Annotated in this window: 16 protein-coding genes and 1 tRNA gene; 7 read left to right on the top strand and 10 right to left on the bottom strand. The window is 76.0% G+C overall.

Annotated elements, in window-relative coordinates; translation table 11 throughout:
* Positions 1–10: 10 nt before the first annotated feature.
* The 3 genes from LY71_RS16685 to LY71_RS16695 all read right to left on the bottom strand — a co-directional run bounded on the left by LY71_RS16685 (position 11) and on the right by LY71_RS16695 (position 2,296).
* On the bottom strand, positions 11–562 hold the full coding sequence (locus tag LY71_RS16685; RefSeq protein WP_106279671.1) for a DUF3090 family protein: 552 nt from the start codon (positions 560–562) through the stop codon (positions 11–13).
* 35 nt (positions 563–597) lie between these two features.
* Positions 598–1,302 (bottom strand): histidine phosphatase family protein, encoded by a 705-nt coding sequence (locus LY71_RS16690; protein ID WP_106279673.1) that lies wholly within the window; start codon positions 1,300–1,302, stop codon positions 598–600.
* Positions 1,303–1,462: 160 nt separating this feature from the next.
* On the bottom strand, positions 1,463–2,296 hold the full coding sequence (locus LY71_RS16695) for an undecaprenyl-diphosphate phosphatase (RefSeq protein ID WP_106279675.1): 834 nt from the start codon (positions 2,294–2,296) through the stop codon (positions 1,463–1,465).
* A 177-nt stretch (positions 2,297–2,473) separates the two neighbouring features.
* Between LY71_RS16695 and LY71_RS16700 the strand changes: the two genes are divergently transcribed.
* Together LY71_RS16700 and LY71_RS16705 are read left to right on the top strand one after the other, a co-directional pair.
* Positions 2,474–3,454, top strand: coding sequence for an aldo/keto reductase (locus LY71_RS16700; protein WP_106279677.1), 981 nt, complete (start codon positions 2,474–2,476; stop codon positions 3,452–3,454).
* Positions 3,451–5,406, top strand: coding sequence for an AAA family ATPase (locus LY71_RS16705; protein WP_106279679.1), 1,956 nt, complete (start codon positions 3,451–3,453; stop codon positions 5,404–5,406). Before LY71_RS16700 ends, LY71_RS16705 begins: the two co-directional genes overlap by 4 nt.
* Positions 5,407–5,496: 90 nt before the next feature.
* Here the strand turns inward: LY71_RS16705 and LY71_RS16710 are convergent, their stop codons facing one another.
* Positions 5,497–6,261: a DUF2470 domain-containing protein gene (locus LY71_RS16710; protein ID WP_106279681.1), complete on the bottom strand. Its 765-nt coding sequence runs from the start codon at positions 6,259–6,261 to the stop codon at positions 5,497–5,499.
* A 120-nt stretch (positions 6,262–6,381) separates the two neighbouring features.
* Here LY71_RS16710 and surE point away from each other — a divergent pair, with 120 nt between their 5' ends.
* Positions 6,382–7,170 (top strand): 5'/3'-nucleotidase SurE, encoded by a 789-nt coding sequence (gene surE / locus LY71_RS16715; protein ID WP_106279683.1) that lies wholly within the window; start codon positions 6,382–6,384, stop codon positions 7,168–7,170.
* Positions 7,171–7,181: 11 nt separating this feature from the next.
* Here surE and LY71_RS16720 read toward each other — a convergent pair whose 3' ends face one another.
* Positions 7,182–7,442 carry a hypothetical protein gene (locus tag LY71_RS16720; RefSeq protein ID WP_106279685.1) on the bottom strand — a complete coding sequence of 87 codons (261 nt, stop codon included), beginning with the start codon at positions 7,440–7,442 and terminating at the stop codon, positions 7,182–7,184.
* A 128-nt stretch (positions 7,443–7,570) separates the two neighbouring features.
* Between LY71_RS16720 and LY71_RS16725 the strand changes: the two genes are divergently transcribed.
* Complete coding sequence (locus LY71_RS16725; protein ID WP_091367716.1) at positions 7,571–7,774, top strand: DUF5703 family protein; 204 nt, start codon at positions 7,571–7,573, stop codon at positions 7,772–7,774.
* Between the two features lie 4 nt (positions 7,775–7,778).
* Here the strand turns inward: LY71_RS16725 and LY71_RS16730 are convergent, their stop codons facing one another.
* Together LY71_RS16730 and LY71_RS16735 are read right to left on the bottom strand one after the other, a co-directional pair.
* Positions 7,779–8,585, bottom strand: a complete 807-nt coding sequence (locus tag LY71_RS16730) for an SDR family oxidoreductase (RefSeq protein WP_106279688.1) — start codon at positions 8,583–8,585, stop codon at positions 7,779–7,781.
* A 7-nt stretch (positions 8,586–8,592) separates the two neighbouring features.
* Positions 8,593–9,291, bottom strand: coding sequence for an aspartate/glutamate racemase family protein (locus LY71_RS16735; protein WP_106279690.1), 699 nt, complete (start codon positions 9,289–9,291; stop codon positions 8,593–8,595).
* 82 nt (positions 9,292–9,373) lie between these two features.
* Here LY71_RS16735 and LY71_RS16740 point away from each other — a divergent pair, with 82 nt between their 5' ends.
* Positions 9,374–10,246 (top strand): LysR family transcriptional regulator, encoded by an 873-nt coding sequence (locus tag LY71_RS16740; RefSeq protein ID WP_106279692.1) that lies wholly within the window; start codon positions 9,374–9,376, stop codon positions 10,244–10,246.
* Here the strand turns inward: LY71_RS16740 and LY71_RS16745 are convergent.
* Positions 10,243–11,562, bottom strand: a complete 1,320-nt coding sequence (locus LY71_RS16745) for a M20/M25/M40 family metallo-hydrolase (RefSeq protein ID WP_106279694.1) — start codon at positions 11,560–11,562, stop codon at positions 10,243–10,245. The two genes, LY71_RS16740 and LY71_RS16745, sit on opposite strands and share 4 nt — an antisense overlap.
* Before the next feature lie 145 nt (positions 11,563–11,707).
* Here LY71_RS16745 and LY71_RS16750 point away from each other — a divergent pair, with 145 nt between their 5' ends.
* A complete protein-coding gene (locus LY71_RS16750; RefSeq protein ID WP_106279696.1) occupies positions 11,708–12,796 on the top strand; it encodes a GGDEF domain-containing protein in 1,089 nt (362 codons plus the stop codon).
* A gap of 16 nt (positions 12,797–12,812) precedes the next feature.
* A tRNA-Leu gene (locus LY71_RS16755) sits at positions 12,813–12,897 on the top strand.
* A 100-nt stretch (positions 12,898–12,997) separates the two neighbouring features.
* Here LY71_RS16755 and LY71_RS16760 read toward each other — a convergent pair.
* Complete coding sequence (locus tag LY71_RS16760) at positions 12,998–14,200, bottom strand: tyrosine-type recombinase/integrase (protein WP_106279698.1); 1,203 nt, start codon at positions 14,198–14,200, stop codon at positions 12,998–13,000.
* Positions 14,201–14,746: 546 nt separating this feature from the next.
* Complete coding sequence (locus LY71_RS16765) at positions 14,747–16,210, bottom strand: gluconokinase (protein ID WP_245887963.1); 1,464 nt, start codon at positions 16,208–16,210, stop codon at positions 14,747–14,749.
* Positions 16,211–16,298: the final 88 nt, after the last annotated feature.

Genomic DNA, 16,298 nt, shown 5'->3' on the forward strand with positions numbered 1-16,298 from the left:
CGTCCCCGGATCAGCGGCGGTAGCCGTTCTGCCTGGGGCAGACGTGCCCGGTGGGGTCCAGCGGCAGCGAGCACAGCGGGCACGACGGGCGGCCGGCGGCCACGACGCGGCGGGCGCGGGCGACGAACGAGCGGGCCGCGCCCGGGGTGATCGTCACGCGCAGCGCGTCGGGGCCCTCCTCGGCGTCGGAGAGGATGGCCTCCTCGTCGACCGGCTCGTCGGTGGCCGCCACGGCCTCGACGACGACGGCCTGCGCCTCGCCGTCCCAGGCCAGACCCATGGCGGCGACGCGGAACTCCTCGTCGACCGGCGCGGTGAGCGGCTCGAGGTCGTCGACGTCGGCCTGGGAGGGGACGACGGTGCCCGGCCGGGTGGCCACCTCGTCGAGCAGCTCGTCCATGCGCTCGGCGAGCACCTGCACCTGCGACTTCTCCAGCGCGACGCTGACCACGCGGCCCTCGGCGTCGGAGGCCTGCAGGTAGAAGGTCCGCTCCCCCGGCTGCCCGACCGTGCCGGCGACGAACCGGGACGGGCGGTCGAAGCGGTAGACCTGGCGGGGCACGGGCCCAGGTTACGCGGGCCCGCCGACCACCGCGTTCAGCGAACCGCCGCGCCGGCGCCGCCGCCGACGACGGCGTCGGAGTCCCTCCCCTTCCGGCGCCGCGGCCGCTTCTTCGGGGGGACGAGCGCGGCGACGTCGCCGCCGGTGTCGTTGACCCGGACGACGAACGGGCGGGTCTCGGTGTAGGTGACCACCGAGATCGACGCCGGGTCGACGACGATCCGCTGGAAGCCGTCGAGGTGCAGGCCCAGGGCGTCGGCGAGCACGGCCTTGATGACGTCGCCGTGGCTGCAGGCCAGCCACACCGCGTCGGGGCCCAGACGCGCGTTCCACTCGCGGACGGCGGTCACCGCGCGGGCCTGGGTCTGCGCCAGCCCCTCCCCCTCGTCGCCGGGGAAGACCGCCGCGGAGGGGTGCTGCTGCACGACCTTCCACATCGGGTCCTTGACCAGCTCCTTGAGCGGCCGGCCGGTCCAGTCGCCGTAGCGGGCCTCGCCGAGCCGCTCGTCGGTCTGCAGCTCCAGGTCGCGCTCGGCGAGCACCGCCGCGGCGGTCTGCCGGCAGCGGTCCAGCGGGCTGCTGACCACCGCGGCCAGCGGCACCGGCGCCAGCCGCCGGCCCACCGCGGCCACCTGCGCCTGCCCGGTCTCGTCGAGCTCGACGCCCGGGGTCCAGCCGGCCAGCACGCCACCGGCGTTCGCCGTCGTCCGGCCGTGCCGCAGGAGGATGACGGTGGTCACGGCGCCCGAGCCTAGGCGGGCGGAGCGGACGGTGCCGTCCTCCCGGACGAGCCGTCCCGGCTCACCGCAGCGCGTCCTCCCTCACCGCAGCGCGTCCTACCCGACCGCCCACCCTCGGGGAGGACGCGCGACGATCAGGTCACCTGATCGTCGCCGTCCCCTAGTTGGGCGCCAGGACCCCCACGCCGACGAGCGCGAGCAGCGACAGGCCCAGCACCACCCGGTAGACGACGAACGGGGTGAAGGTGCCGCGGTCGAGGTAGCGCAGCAGCCAGGCGATGACCGACAGGCCCACCCCGAAGGCGATGACGGTGGCCAGGATCGTCGGCCCCCAGGAGATCGTCTCGCCGGCGACGTCGCCGGTGAACGTCTCGTAGACCTGGAAGAAGCCCGACCCGAGGACGGCGGGGATGGCCAGCAGGAACGAGTAGCGCGCCGCCGCGGCGCGGGTGTAGCCGAGGAAGAGCCCCATGGTGATCGTGCCGCCGGAGCGGGACACGCCGGGCACCAGCGCCATCGCCTGCGCCAGGCCGAACAGCAGCCCGTCGCGGACGGTGAGCTGGTGCAGCTCGCGGCGCTTGCGGCCCACCCGGTCGGCCCAGTAGAGGACCAGCGAGAAGGCCACCAGCGCGATCGCGACGATGCGCAGGTCGCGGAAGGTGGTCTCGATGTCGTCCTGGAACAGCAGGCCGAGCAGCACGATCGGGATGCTGCCGACGATGATCAACCAGCCCATCCGGGCGTCGGGGTCCGAGCGCTTCGAGCGGTCGGTCAGCGCGCGCAGCCAGGCGACGACGATCCGCGCGATGTCCCGGCGGAAGTACAGCAGGACGGCGGCCTCGGTGCCGATCTGGGTGATCGCGGTGAACGCCGCTCCCGGGTCACCCCAGCCCGACGCCTCCCCGACCACCCGCAGGTGGGCGCTGGAGGAGATCGGCAGGAACTCCGTCAGGCCCTGCACCAGGCCCAGGACGACGGCCTCGAACCAGCCCATCCCCGCTCAGCTCCGGCGTCCGGACGACGGGGGGGCGGGCGCGGCGGAGGTCAGCGGGAGCACGGGCGGACAGCCTAGGTCGGGTCGCCGGGACGCACCGGGCGCGACCCGCGCGCCGTCCACCACACCCCCCGGGTGCCCGGCCCGTGTCGGCGTCCGGCGGTAGGTTGGCCGGTCGTGGAACAACGGGCGCTGGGGCGCAGCGGCCTGGTCGTCTCCCGGCTGGCGCTGGGCACCATGACCTGGGGCCGGGACACCGACGAGGACGAGGCGGCGCTGCAGCTGACCGCGTTCGCCGATGCCGGCGGGACCCTGGTCGACACCGCCGACGTCTACTGCGACGGGGACAGCGAGCGCCTGCTGGGCCGGCTGATGGCCGACGTCGTCCCCCGCTCGGAGCTGCTGGTGGCCACCAAGGCCGTGGGCCGCACCGGTGCCGGGCCGATGGGCCGCGGCGCCTCCCGCGGGCACCTGCTGGCCGCGCTGGACGCCTCGCTGGAGCGGCTCGGCGTCGACCACGTGGACCTCTGGCAGCTGCACGCCTGGGACGAGCTGACGCCGGTCGAGGAGACCCTCGCGGCCTGCGACGCCGCGGTGACCTCCGGGCGGGCGCGCTACGTCGGGGTGAGCAACTTCACCGGCTGGCAGACCGCCCAGGCGGCCACCTGGCAGCGCGCCTGGCCCGGCCGCACGCCGCTGGTGAGCACCCAGGTCGAGTACTCCCTGCTGCAGCGCGGCGTGGAGCGGGAGGTGGTGCCCGCCGCGGAGGCGCTGGGCCTCGGCGTCCTGGCCTGGTCGCCGCTGGGCCGGGGGCTGCTCACCGGCAAGTACCGGACCGACACCCCCGACGGGTCGCGCGGGGCCTCGCCGCAGTGGGCCGGGTTCATCGACGACCTGCGCTCCCCGGCCGCCGACCGGATCGTGGAGGCCGTGGTGACCGCCGCCGACGGGCTGGGCACCACGCCGCTGGCCGTGGCGCTGGCCTGGGTGCGCGACCGCCCCGGCGTGGTCGCGCCGGTGGTCGGCGCGCGCACCGCCGAGCAGCTGCAGGCCTCCCTCGACGCGGACTCGGTGCGGCTGCCCGCCGCGATCCGCACCGCCCTGGAGGACGTGTCGGCGCCGCACTTCTCCTACCCCGACCAGCGGTCGGCCCGATGACCGCCGCCCCCACCACCGCGGCCCCCGACCCGGTCTTCGCCGCATTCTGCGCCGCGGGTCTGTGGCCGGGCCTGGGCAAGCGGGCCGCCGCCGAGCTGCCCGGCGCCGGGATCACCTCGCCCGACGACGTCACCGCCGCGCGGCTGCAGAAGCTGCCGCGGGTCGGCACGCAGCGCGCCGAGCGGCTGTTCTCCTCCTTCCTCGCCGCCCAGCCCACCTACGGCGTGGTGGAACTGCTGGTGACGGCGGGCCTGGAGGCGAGGCTGGCGTCCTCGGCCGCCGACGCCCTGGGCGAGGACGCCGCCCGCCGGCTGCGCGACGACCCGTGGGCGCTGCTGCGGCTGCCCACCGTCAGCCTGCGCGACGCCGACCGGCTGGCCCTCTCGCTGCTGCCCGGCGCCGACCGCAGCGACAGCCGCCGCGGCCGGGCGATCGTCCTCGTCACGCTGCGGACGGCGGCGCGCGACGGGCACACCGTGCTGCCCGCCGACCTGGTGGTGGCCGCGCTCCGGGCCGAGGGCGTGGCCGACCCGGCGGCCGCGGTCCTCGCCGCGGTCGAGTCGGGCGAGGTGCTCGACCACGAGCCGCCGGAGCCGGAGTGGGACGAGGAGTCCGACGAGGAGCCCCCCGAGCCGGACCCGGCGCTGCGGGTGCTGTCGCTGGCCCGCTTCGGCATGGCCGAGGAGGCCGTCGCCGAGGGCGTGGCGCGGCTGGCGGCCACCGCCGAGCGGATCGCCGACCCCGCCGCCGTCCGGTCGGTGGCCAAGGGCCTCGACGACGCGCAGAAGGCCGCCGTCGCGCAGGTGCTCGGCGCCGGGGTCTCGCTGCTGACCGGCGGGCCCGGCACCGGCAAGAGCCGCACGGTGGCCGCCGTCGTCCGGCTGCTGCGCGCCACGGGCAGCGAGGTGGCGCTGGCCGCGCCCACCGGGCGGGCCGCCAAGCGGCTGGAGGAGCTCACCGACCACCCGGCGACGACGGTGCACCGGCTGCTGGGCTCGCAGGGCTTCGGCGGCGGGTTCGCCCGCAACGAGGAGTGGCCGCTGGACGCCGACGTCGTGGTGGTCGACGAGGCCTCGATGCTCGACGTCGAGCTGACCGCGGCGCTGGTCGAGGCCTGCCCCGACGGCACCCACCTGCTGCTGGTCGGCGACCCCGCGCAGCTGCCCTCGATCGGCCCCGGGCACGTGCTCGGTGACCTCATCGACTCCGGGGTCGTGCCGGTGACCGAGCTGACCACCCTCTACCGGCAGGCCGAGGGCGGCGCGATCGCCCGGCTGGCCAACGCCGTCCGCGGCGGGCAGCTGCCGCCGGTGGACTCCCCCGACCGCGAGGTGGTCGTGGTCCCCGCGTCCGGCAGCGGCGAGGCGGCCCGGCGGGTGGTGCAGCTGGTCACCGACTCGATCCCGCGGGCGCTGGGGATCGAGCCGCGCAACGTGCAGGTGGTGACGCCGGTGCACCGCGGCCCGGCCGGCACCATCGAGCTGAACCGGGCGCTCAAGGAGCGGCTGAACCCGGGCGAGGGCACCGTGTTCGGCTTCGACGTCGGCGACCGCGTGGTGGCGACGGCCAACCACCTCGACATCGAGCCGATCGGGTTCGCCAACGGCGAGGTGGGCGTGGTGACCGGCACCGGCGACGGCACCCTCGACGTCGCGTTCGCCTCCGGGCCGGTGACGGTGCCCAACGACGCGCTGCCCGACCTCAAGCACGGCTGGGCGATCACCGTGCACCGCGCGCAGGGCTCGGAGTGGCCCGGCGTGGTGGTGGTGCTGCCGCCCGAGGCCGGCGGGATGCTCTCGCGGCCGCTGGTCTACACCGCGCTCACCCGCGCGCAGCAGCACCTGTCGATCGTGCACGCGTCGGGGGCGGCGCTGGCGCGGGCGGTGCGGGAGGTCGACGTCCGGCCCCGCCGAACCCGCCTGGCCCAGCTCCTGCGCGAGAACGCCGGCTGACCGTCCGAGCAGCGGCTGACCGTCCGGGCACAGGAAGCAACACCTACGTCCTCGGGCGCCCGGACGTGGGTATTGCTTCCCATGCCGCGTTCAGTCGCGGCGGGTGAGGCCGGCGCGCAGGGCGCACAGCAGCTGCGACGTCGCCGCCCGCAGCTGGCCCGGGCAGGTCAGCGGCCGCGGGAAGGGCACCCGGACGTCGCGGTGCCCGCCGGGCCGCTCCACCCGCAGCCGGTAGCCGAACCGGTCGACGCCGAGCGGGCGCACGACCTCGCCCGGGCCGACGGCGACCCGGCTGCGCAGCACGGCGAGCACGTCGGGGTGGTCGCGCTCGAGGTGCTGCAGCACCCCCGCCTCGACGGCGGCGAGCGGGTCGGGGCGGGCGGCGGCGAACCCGGCCGGCGACACCTCGGTGCAGCCGCCGCCCTCGCGCAGCACCACCTCGGCGAGGTCGAGCCGCAGCAGCGCCGCCGCGCCGCCGACGTCGAGCAGCGCACCCTCGGGCCGCACCTCGGCGAAGGCCAGCGCGGCGGCGGTGCGGTCGGCCACCGGCACCGGCGTCAGCCAGCCGGAGAGCCACAGCGTGGCGCGCACCGGGTCGCGCAGCGGCACCGGCGCCCGGTCGCTCACCATCAGCAGCGCCGAGACGTCGGCCCGCTCCTGCACCGCGCCGGCCACCTCGCCGTCGGCGGGGACGAGCACCAGCACCTGGCCGTTCGCCGTGGTGGCGTGCGCGAGCGGGCGGGCCGGCTCGTGCCCGGGCAGGCAGACGGCGGCGGCCGTCCGGGTGGCGGCGGTGCGGGCGCGCTCGGCGGCGCCGGCGACGGACGGCGCCTGCGGACCGGAGCAGGTGGTCACGGAGCCCCCTCGGATCGAAGTTAGGGCAGCCTAACCACACTCGGCGTCCGACGGGAAGTGTGCCGGGCGTGCCGACCGGGCAGGACGACGGGGACGCACACCGGCTCCCCGGGAGGCCCCGTGACCCGCTCCGGCGCCCCGCGGCGCGCCCTGGTGACCAACGACGACGGGATCGACAGCCCCGGGCTGCACGCGCTCGCCCGGGTGGCGGTGCGGGCCGGGCTCGAGGTGACCGTGGCCGCGCCGCACGAGGAGTACAGCGGGTCGGCCGCCGCGCTGACCGCCGTGCACTCCTCCGGCCGGCTGGTGCTGCACCGGCGGCCGCTCCCCGGGGTGGACGCCGTCCGCACGCTCGCGGTCGAGGCCTCCCCCGCGTTCATCGCCTTCGCCGGCGTCCGCGGGGCGTTCGGCGAGCCGCCCGACCTCGTGCTGTCCGGGGTGAACAAGGGGCCCAACACCGGGACGGTGGTGCTGCACTCGGGGACCGTGGGCGCCGCGCTGACCGCGACCACGCAGGGCCTGCCCGGGGTGGCGGTCTCCCTCGAGGGCGCCGCGGACTGGACCGCCGAGCACGCCTGGGACACCGCGGAGGAGGTGAGCGCCCGCGTCCTGCGGTGGGTGCTGGCGCACCCGCCGGGGCCGGTCGTGGTCAACGTCAACGTGCCCGACGTCCCGCCGGACCGGCTGCGCGGCCTGTGCGCGGCGCGGCTGGACCCGCAGGGCGCGGTGCAGGTCGAGGTGGGTGAGACCGGCGAGGACTTCGTGGCGCTGACCTACCGCGAGGCGCCCGGGCCGCCGGCGCCCGGCAGCGACGTCGCGCTGCTCCGGGAGGGCTGGGCGACGGTGACCCTGCTCGGACCGCCGGGCGAGGTGCCCGGCGCCGGCTACCCGGACCTGGACTCCGCCTGAGCGGCGGTCGGTCAGTCGGTGCGCTCGTCGTCGTCCAGCGGGACGTCGACCTCCTGCTCGAGGACGTCGGCCTCGTTCGCGTCGCGGTCGCCCACCCCGCGCGGGGTGCCCGCGGCGCCCGGCGCGGTGGCCAGCTGCTGCTCGAGCGCGTCGGCCTCGGGGACGCCGTCGCCGATGCCGCCGACCTCGCCGGCGAGGATGGGGGCGGCGGGCTCGACCAGCGCCTCCTGCTCGGCGCGATCGGCGTCGTCGGCGGTGCCGGGATCGGTCACGTCGTCCTCCCTCGGTGCGGTGCGTCGGTCGCCGCCCATCCTGCCGCCCGCCGGCGGTCCCGGCAGCCCGCGAACGGCAGGTGGCGCACGGGTGACCGGCGGTCGTCGTGCGTGGCACCATCGGGCGGGTGGACGGCGCCGACGACTACGAGTACGCGCCGCTGCGGATCCCGCCGGGCACGTCCCGGTCCGCAGCGGCGACCATGCTGAGCCTCCAGGTCGACGTCGGCGGGTGGGAGCTCGCCCGCCTCCAGCTGCACGCCGACGGCACCCGCAAGGCCGTCCTGCGGCGGCGGGCCCGGCTGTCCTACCTGCCGATGCCCGTCACCTGAGCGGTCACCGCATCGACGGGGGCCGCAGCGCCTCCGGGACGACGGCGGTCTCGCCGGTCGCCGTCCTCGCGCTGGGCACGCCCTTGAACCGGTAGGGCACCGTGCCGACGCCGGGCTGGATGACGTAGGCCGCGCCCGGCTCGCCGGACTCCCACGCCGCGACCATCGCGGCGGCGACCTCGGCGGCGGGGATGACCGGGAACTGCGCAGCCTCGAACTCGTGCCGGATGCGGTCGATGATCGCGGTGTCGGCGAACCCCGGGCAGATCGCGGTGATGGTGGTGCCCTCGCGGGCCAGCCGCGGCGCCATCGACCGGACGAACGCGATCGCGCCGCCCTTGGCCACGCTGTAGCCGGGGTCGGTGGCCATCGGCGAGAGGCCGGCCAGCGACGCCGTCACCACGATGGCGCCGCCGCCGGCCCGCCGGATCGCCGGCCGCGCGGCCTGCACGCCGTAGACGACGCCGAAGAGGTCGACGTCGACGACGCGCAGGAACTCCTCGAGGTCGAGCTCGTCGTCGCTCTTGGCCGCCGAGATGCCGGCGTTGAGGTAGGCGGCGTCGAGCCGGCCGTGCTCGGCCTCCACCCGGGCGACCACCGCCTCGTTGGCCGCGCGGTCGGTGACGTCGAGGGCGGCGAAGTGCGCGCCGAGCTCGTCGGCCACCGACCGGTTGCGCTCGGTGTCGAGGTCGGCGACGACGACGGTGACGTCGCGCTCGCGCAGCTGCTGCGTGAGCGCGCGGCCGAAGCCACCGGTGCCCCCGGTGATCAGCGCGACGGAACCCGGGCCGGGCGGTGGAGGGAAGGTCACCCGGGCATCACACCACGGGCGCCGGGACGGCCAGCGCGCGGTCGACGGCGGCGGTCACGTGCAGCCGGGCCGAGGGCAGCAGCGGCACCGGGGAGTCGTCCGGGCCGAGCAGCAGCTCGAGCTCGGTGCAGCTCAGCGCCACCGCCTGCGCCCCCCGCGCGGCGAGCCGGGCGACCACCGCGCGCAGCTGCGCACGGGTGCCGTCGGACAGGACGCCGCGGCACAGCTCGCCGAAGATCGCGGCGTCGACGAGCTCGACGTCGTCCTCCGGCGGGGTGAGCACGGTGAGCCCGCGGGCGGCGAGCCGGTCGCGGTAGAAGGGCTCGCGCACGGTGCCGGCGGCCCCGAGCAGCCCGACCACCGGTCCGGGCGCGGCGGCGGCCACCGCGTCGGCGATGTGCAGGAACGGCACGGCCAGCGCGGCCTCCAGCGCGGGGGCGACCTTGTGCATGTAGTTCGTGCACAGCAGCACGAGGTCGGCGCCGGCGGCCTCCAGCGCCCGCGCCTCGGCGGTGAGCAGCGCCGCGGCGTCGTCCCACCGGTCCTCCACCTGGCAGGCGCGCACCGCGCGGAAGTCGAGGCTGCGCACCAGCAGGGAGGCGCTGGCCAGGCCGCCGAGCCGGTCGCGGACCAGCTCGTTGGCCACCCGGTAGTACAGCGCCGTCGACTCCCAGCTCATCCCGCCCAGCAGTCCGATCGTCTCCATGCGCCCAGGCTGGCCGACCACCACCTCCCCCACCAGACCGCGGGGTCGACCGTCGGACCCAAGCGCTGCTTGGATGTCGGGCGTGGACGCCCGCCGCCTGCTCGTCTTCCGCGAGGTCGCGCACGCCGGCTCCCTGGCCGGTGCCGCCCGGGCGCTGGGCTGGACGCAGCCGGCGGTGAGCCAGCAGGTGCGCAGGCTGGAGGCCGAGACCGGCACCCCGCTGGTCGTGCGCAAGGGGCGCGGCGTGGCGCTCACCGAGGCCGGCCGGCGGCTGCTGCGCCACGCGGAGGCGATCGCCGACCGGCTCGCGGCGGCCGAGCAGGACCTGGCCGCGCTGTCCGGGCTGGCCACCGGGGTCGTGCGGATCGCCGCCTTCCCCACCGCCGCCGCCGTGCTGGTGCCGCCGGCGCTGGCCGCGCTGCGCGAACGGGCGCCGGCGCTGGAGGTCCACTTCGTCGAGCTGGAGCCGCCCGAGGCGGAGGCGGCGGTGCGGGAGGGCGGCAGCGACCTCGCCGTCGTCTTCCGGCACGAGGACGACGGCGACGACGTCCCCGGCGACCTGCTGCGCGAGCCGCTGACCCGCTCCCCCGTGCAGGCCGTCGTCCCCGCAGGGTCGCCTCCCCCCGCCGCGCTGGCCGACCTGCGCGACGAGCCGTGGATCGCCGGGTGCGCCCGCTGCCGCCGGCACCTGCTGCGCTGCGCGCGGCGGGCCGGCTTCGTCCCCGACGTCCGGTTCGCCACCGACGACCACGTGGTCGTGCAGCGCCTGGTGGCGCGGGGCCTCGGGGTGGCGCTGCTGCCCAGCTGGGCGCTCGCGGTGAGCGCCCAGCCCGGTGTCGCCGCCGTCGACCTGCCCGACGTCGACGGGCGGGTGGTGGAGACCCTCGTCCGCCCCGACGCGCGCCGGGTGCCCGCGGTGGCCGCGGCGCTCGAGGCGCTGCGGGCCGCCTGCTAGACCGCGCGGAGGAACCGGTCGAGCACCCGGACGCCGAAGCGCAGCGACTCCACCGGCACCCGCTCGTCGATGCCGTGGAACAGCGAGGCGAAGTCGAGGTCGGCGGGCAGCCGCAGCGGGGAGAAGCCGAAGCAGCGCATGCCCAGGCGCTGGAAGCTCTTGGCGTCGGTGCCGCCGCTCATGGTGAACGGCACCGGGCGCGCGCCGTCGTCCTCGCTCCGCAGCGCCGCGACCATCTGGTCGACCAGCGGGCCGTCGAACGTCGTCTCCACGGCCTGGTCGTGGACGATCCACTCGCGCTGGACGCCCTCGCCGATCAGGCCCGCCAGCTGCCGCTCGAACTCCTCCTCCTGGCCGTGCAGGAAGCGGCCGTCGACGGTGGCGCTCGCGGTCCCGGGGATGACGTTGGTCTTGTAGCCGGCCTGCAGCATCGTCGGGTTGGCCGTGTTGCGCAGCGCCGCGCCGATCATCCGGCTGATGGAGCCGAGCCGGGCGAGCGCCTCCTCGGGCTGGTCCGGGTCGATCTCGACGCCGTAGGCGTCCTCGACGGCGGCGAGGAACTGCCGCATCGGCGGGGTGAGCACGGTGGGCAGCCGGGTGGAGCCGATCCGGGCGACGGCCTGGCACAGCCGGGTGACGGCGTTGTCGTCGTGCACGAAGGAGCCGTGCCCGGGCCGGCCGCCGGCGGTCAGCCGCATCCAGGCCAGGCCCTTCTCCGCCGTCTGGACGAGGTAGAGGCGCAGGTCGTCGCGGACGGTGATGCTGAAGCCGCCGACCTCGCTGATCGCCTCGGAGCAGTCGGCGACCAGGTCGGGGTGTTCGTCGACCAGCCAGCGGGCGCCGAGCGCGCCGCCGGCCTCCTCGTCGGCGACGTAGGCGAGCACGACGTCGCGCGGCGGCTGCACGCCGGTGCGGGCCCAGTCGCGCACGAGCGCCAGGACCATCGCGTCCATGTCCTTCATGTCGACCGCACCACGGCCCCAGACGTAGCCGTCGCGCTCCTCGCCGGAGAAGGGGTGCACGCTCCACTCGGCCGGGTCGGCGGGGACGACGTCGAGGTGGCCGTGCACCAGCAGCGCCGGGCGGCTGCGGTCGGCCCCCGGGATGCGGGCGACCAGGCTGGCCCGCCCCCGCTCCGACTCGAGGATCTGCGAGCCGATGCCGACCTCGTCGAGCTTGCCGGCCACCCACTCGGCGGCGGCCCGCTCCCCGGCGCTGGTGGCGGTGTCGCCGGTGTTGGTGGTGTCGATCCGGATGAGGTCGCTGAGCAGTTCGGCGACCTCGGCCTGGGCCTGGACGGGACCTTCGCTCTCCACCTGGCGAGCGTAGGGCGTCCGCCGGTCCGTCGTCGCGACGGTGGATCACCAGGGGCGTCCTGTCCGCTGACCTGGTTATCCTCCGCCGCCGATGACCGGTGCACGCGTCGCCCCGGTCCGCCGATCCCCGGAGGTGAGCCCGCCGATGTCCCTGCGGGCACGCGACCCCCTCGCGGCCGCGCGCAGTGCCGTGCCGCTCCTCGTCGTGGGCGCGGTCGCCGTCGCCGCGTGGACGCTCGTGGAGGCGAGCGCCCTCAGCGCGGCCGGGACCGCCGTCTCCTGGGCGGTGGTCGTGCTGCTCGCGGCGGCGGCCGTCGTCTCCCGGCTCGTGCCGGCCGACCGGCTCGACCGCGTCCACGCGGGCGTGGTGGCCGGGCTGGTCGGCGTCCTGGTCGTGTGCGGGCTGCGGCTGGTCACCGCCGACACCTCCGCCGCCGCGCACGCGTTCCTCACCTTCCCGGTCCTGTGGACCGCCGTGCACCTCGAACGCGGCGGCGTCGTCCTGGTGACCGGGGCGGCCCTGGTCGCCGACGCGGTCACGGCGCTGCTCCTGCTCCCGCTGGAGGCGGCGCTGACCGACGTCGTCTTCTCGGGCGCCGTCCTCGTCGTCGTCGCCGTGGTCCTGTGCCGGGCGGCGGCGACGCAGGCGCGGCTGGTCGCGGCCCTGCAGGAGCAGGCGGAGGTGGACGCGCTGACCGGGCTGGTCAACCGCCGCGTCTTCGACCAGGCGCTGGCCGGGCAGCGGGCGCGGCGGACGTCGTCGGGCACCGCGCTGCTGCTCATCGACGTCGACACGTTCAAGGAGATCAACGACGCGCACGGCCACCCGGTCGGCGACGCGGTCCTCGTGCACCTGGCCGGCGTCCTCCGCGAGCAGGTCCGCGCCGACGACGCCGTCCTCTCCCGGCTCGGGGGGGACGAACTCGCCGCCCTGCTGCCGGACTGCCCGGCCGACGTGGCCGCCGAGCGCGCCGCGCGGGTGCACGAGGCCGTCCGCGCGACGCCGCTGGCGCTGCCCGACGGGACGTTCCTCGACCTGTCGGTCAGCCTGGGCGTGGCGCACACCGCCGGCTCCGTGCTCGACGTCCGGGACCTGTACTCGGCCGCCGACCGGGCGCTGTACGCCGCCAAGCGGGCCGGCCGCGGGCGCGTGGCGGTGGCGCCGCCCGTGGCTGCGCAACCGGCGGTCCCGCGGCGGCGGGGGGTGCACGAAGCCGCGCCCTCGGTCGGGTAAGCTCTGGCCTGCACTCGTCCGGGTGGCGGAATGGCAGACGCGCTAGCTTGAGGTGCTAGTGCCCTTTATCGGGCGTGGGGGTTCAAGTCCCCCCTCGGACACAGCACCGGCCCGGTGTCTCTGCAGGTCAGAGGCCCGGGGCGGCGTCGTTTCAAGGTCAACAAGGCCTCGTGATACCTATTTGATACTTATCGCCTCATCTCAGCCCTCCAGCAGGGCGGCGAAGCGGTCGGCGGCCTCGCGGCCCATGCCGGGGTGCACGTGCTGGTAGACGGTGAGCGTGATGGTGGCGCTCGCGTGCCCCAGCCGCTCAGAAACGACCTTCACCGGCACGCCGTCGGCCAGCAGCAGGGTGGCGTGGGTGTGGCGCAGGTCGTGCAGCCGGATCACCGGCACCTGGTCCTCCCCCATGGCCTTGCGCGCCCGGGCCACCTGGGCGGTGAAGCGGCGGGAGAACCGCTCTGGGTGCCGGTGGCTGCCGTCGAGGTTGCTCAGGACCAGCGCAGTGTCGCGCACCAGGTCCGGACTCACCCGCCCGCGGGCCATCCGGTAGGCGCGGAGCGCGGCCACGGTCCCGGCGTCCAGGTCGACCACCCGGGACTGGCCCGTCTTGGTCGGTCCTTCGACCAGTTCCTCACCGGCGCCCTTGGCCCTCACCACGCCGACGCTTCGCCGCACGGCGATCCGCGCGGCGTCCAGGTCGATGTCCCGCCAGCGCAGGGCGAGCGCCTCCCCACGGCGCATGCCGGTGGCCGCGAGCAGCCGCCAGCCCATGGCCAGGTCGGCGTCCTGGGCGTCGGCCCAGCAGAGGAACCGGGCGAGCTCAGGGGCGGTCCAGGCCTGCATCTCGGGAGGACGGGCCTCGGCCGGACTGGGCGGGGCGGACCGGTCGGTGGGGTTCACGGAGAGCTGCCCCTGCTTGACCGCGTCGCTGAGGGCCGACCGCAGGATGGTGAAGACGTAGCGCACCGTCCGGGCGGAGAGACCGCCTCCGCCGTCGGCTCGGCCGGTCGCCTCCAGCTTCCGCATCCAGGTGTCGACCATCGGGCCGGTGAGGCGGCCGACTCGGTGAGCCCCGAGGGGCGGGTCGATGTGCAGCCGGATGTTCTTCGAGTAGGACGCCCGCGTCGACGGACTCAGTCGTTGCGTCTGGATCCACTCGGCGAGATAGGCGTCCAGGCGCTGCTTGGACGGCTCGACCCACTCCCCCGTCTCGGCCTTGCGGAGCTCGGCACGCAGGGCGACCGCGGCATCTCGCCTGCTGGTGAAGCCGCGTTTGAGGACGACCCGGGTCGTCCCGTCCTCACGTGGCACGGCGTACTTGATCAGGAAGCGTGGGCCGGCCCTCGTGCGGTATTCACTGATCCCGCCGTCGCCCTTGTCGCGCCGCCGTTGCTTGACCACCCATCGACCTCCCCGCCACCGCTGCGGTCGAGGGCCCGCCCCGTCCCCGCAGATGCCCCCGGTGACGGCATACCGGCGCTGACGCTCACCGGCTGCCTGCTCCAGCGATCTGTGGACGCACGTCAGACTGTGGAAGACCCAACCGGGGAGAACCTGACCTCAGCACCTCTGCTGCAGCCTGACCTGCGTCCTCCGGTATCTCTCCGGTGGTCCTCCGGAGGCGTTGCACAGCCCATCGGGCTCTCGGTGAACGCGCATGGGTGGCGGCCGTGGCTCGCCGTCCGACCCAACGGCGCTGATACCCCTCGATCGCCCGAGCTGCGGTGGATGTCCCTACCCGTGCCGTGCGGTGGGCCTGCGTCGAGAAGCGTCGCTGCCTCGGCGACGCCTGGTCGGAAGCGCGTCGTGCAGCGGCCCCGGCTGACCGTCACCCCTGCTCCACCTGTTCGGCCGGCCGCCATGCGTCGACGTGAATCGGCCGCTGACGCCGGACCCGGTGGACGCCGGTCGACGGACGGTCAGCGCATAGCCGGCCTCGCGGCGCCCTCAGCCCGGCGGGTCCGCGGCGATCACCGCTCGGTAGAGGTCGTCGTAACGCTGGGCTCGGAGGCGGTAGTGGTCAAGACGGGCGGACACCGGCTCGAGCGTTGGGCCGGTGTCCACCGGGGCGCGGGTGACGTCGGGCGCCAGCACCTCGAGCGCGTGCACGGCAGTGCCGCGCAGCGTCGTCCGCTTGACCGTCACCGGGTCGACGGGGGCGTCGAGCACGTCGGCCAGGATCTGCAGCCAGCTCGGGAGCTCCTGGGTGACGCGGCCGCTGGCGACGATGCGCTGCGGAGAGGCCGCGGTGGTCTGCAGCTGGTCGGCGATCCGCGCGAACGCCAGGGCGACGCCCTCCATCGCCCCGCGGAAGAGCAGTTCCCCGCTGGTGGCGGGAGAGACGCCGGCGATCACCGCGCGGGCGTCCGCGGCCCACCCGGTGGAACGCTTTCCGGAGAGGTAGGGCAGGACCATCGGCGTGGCCGGATCGGGATCGGCGGTCATCAGCCGGTCGAGCTCGGCGTCGCCGAGTGCCACGGTGTCCTGCAGCCAGCTGACCACGCGGCCGACGTCGTTGAGCGCGCCGCCCAGCAGGGAGCGGCGGGCATCGACCCGGTAGCACCACAGTCCCGGCGGGATCCGCTCGGGGATGTCCGGCACGAGCACACGGATCGCCCCACTGGTGGCGGCGGCCACCGCGGCAGTCGTCCCGTCGGCGGCCCCGGTGCCGAGGTTGCTGGCGAAACCGTCGGCGATGGGCGCGAACCAGCGGGCTCCCGCAAGCGCCGGCCACCGTCTCGCGACGTCGGCGTCGACCGCGGTCAGCGGGTCATCCGGATCCCGCACCTGCGAGAGCTGATCGGCCTCGATCCCGGCGACCGCGAGCATGCCGGGATCCCAGCGTCCGGTCCGCCGGTCCAGCAGACCGGTCCAGGCGGCCGTGGCGGTGCCCGCCGCTGTCGTCCCGAGCAGCCGCAGGTAGGCGTACTCGCCCAGGGACACCCAGCGCCGCACCGCGGCGAACCGGTCCGGGGCGGTCTCGCGCAGCCACCGCAGCCGCGCCGGGAGGTAGCTGCCGTGCAGCCGACAGCCGGTGCGCTGCTGCACGTCGGCCTCGTCCAACTCGGCGCGCAGGGCCCTCACCTGGGCGGCGCACCGGGAGTCGGCATACGTGTAGCAAGGGGTGACCGCCCCGCCGTCGGCGCCCACGCCGACCAGCGAGGACGCGAACGTGTCCAGTGCCACCCCGCCGATCCGGCCCCGCAGCGGAGCGGCGGCGAGCTGGGTGATGAGGCCGGCGAGCTCGTCGGTCACCTGGTCGGGGTCGATCTCACTGGCGCCGTCGCTGCTGCCGCGGAACGCGTGCGCGACCTTCCGCCGGCCGCCCTCCACCGGTCGGCCCGTGGCGTCGTAGACGTCGCCCCGACTCGCCGTCGACCCGACGTCGAGTGCGAGGACCAGGGGGTCCACCGCCTCGGTCAATGCGACGCGGCGCCCGTTCCCGACCATCTACTCACCCCCGTCTCGACGCCGGAACGGACGCTACCGCCGTCGGATC

The sequence above is a fragment of the Geodermatophilus tzadiensis genome (assembly GCF_003002915.1).
Lineage (GTDB): Bacteria > Actinomycetota > Actinomycetes > Mycobacteriales > Geodermatophilaceae > Geodermatophilus > Geodermatophilus tzadiensis.

Coding starts and splice junctions, on each gene's coding strand:
- LY71_RS16695 (WP_106279675.1), bottom strand. CDS start 2,296: ATGGGCTGGTTCGAGGCCGTCGTCCTGGGCCTGGTGCAGGGCCTGACG.
- LY71_RS16705 (WP_106279679.1), top strand. CDS start 3,451: ATGACCGCCGCCCCCACCACCGCGGCCCCCGACCCGGTCTTCGCCGCA.
- LY71_RS16750 (WP_106279696.1), top strand. CDS start 11,708: ATGTCCCTGCGGGCACGCGACCCCCTCGCGGCCGCGCGCAGTGCCGTG.
- LY71_RS16735 (WP_106279690.1), bottom strand. CDS start 9,291: ATGGAGACGATCGGACTGCTGGGCGGGATGAGCTGGGAGTCGACGGCG.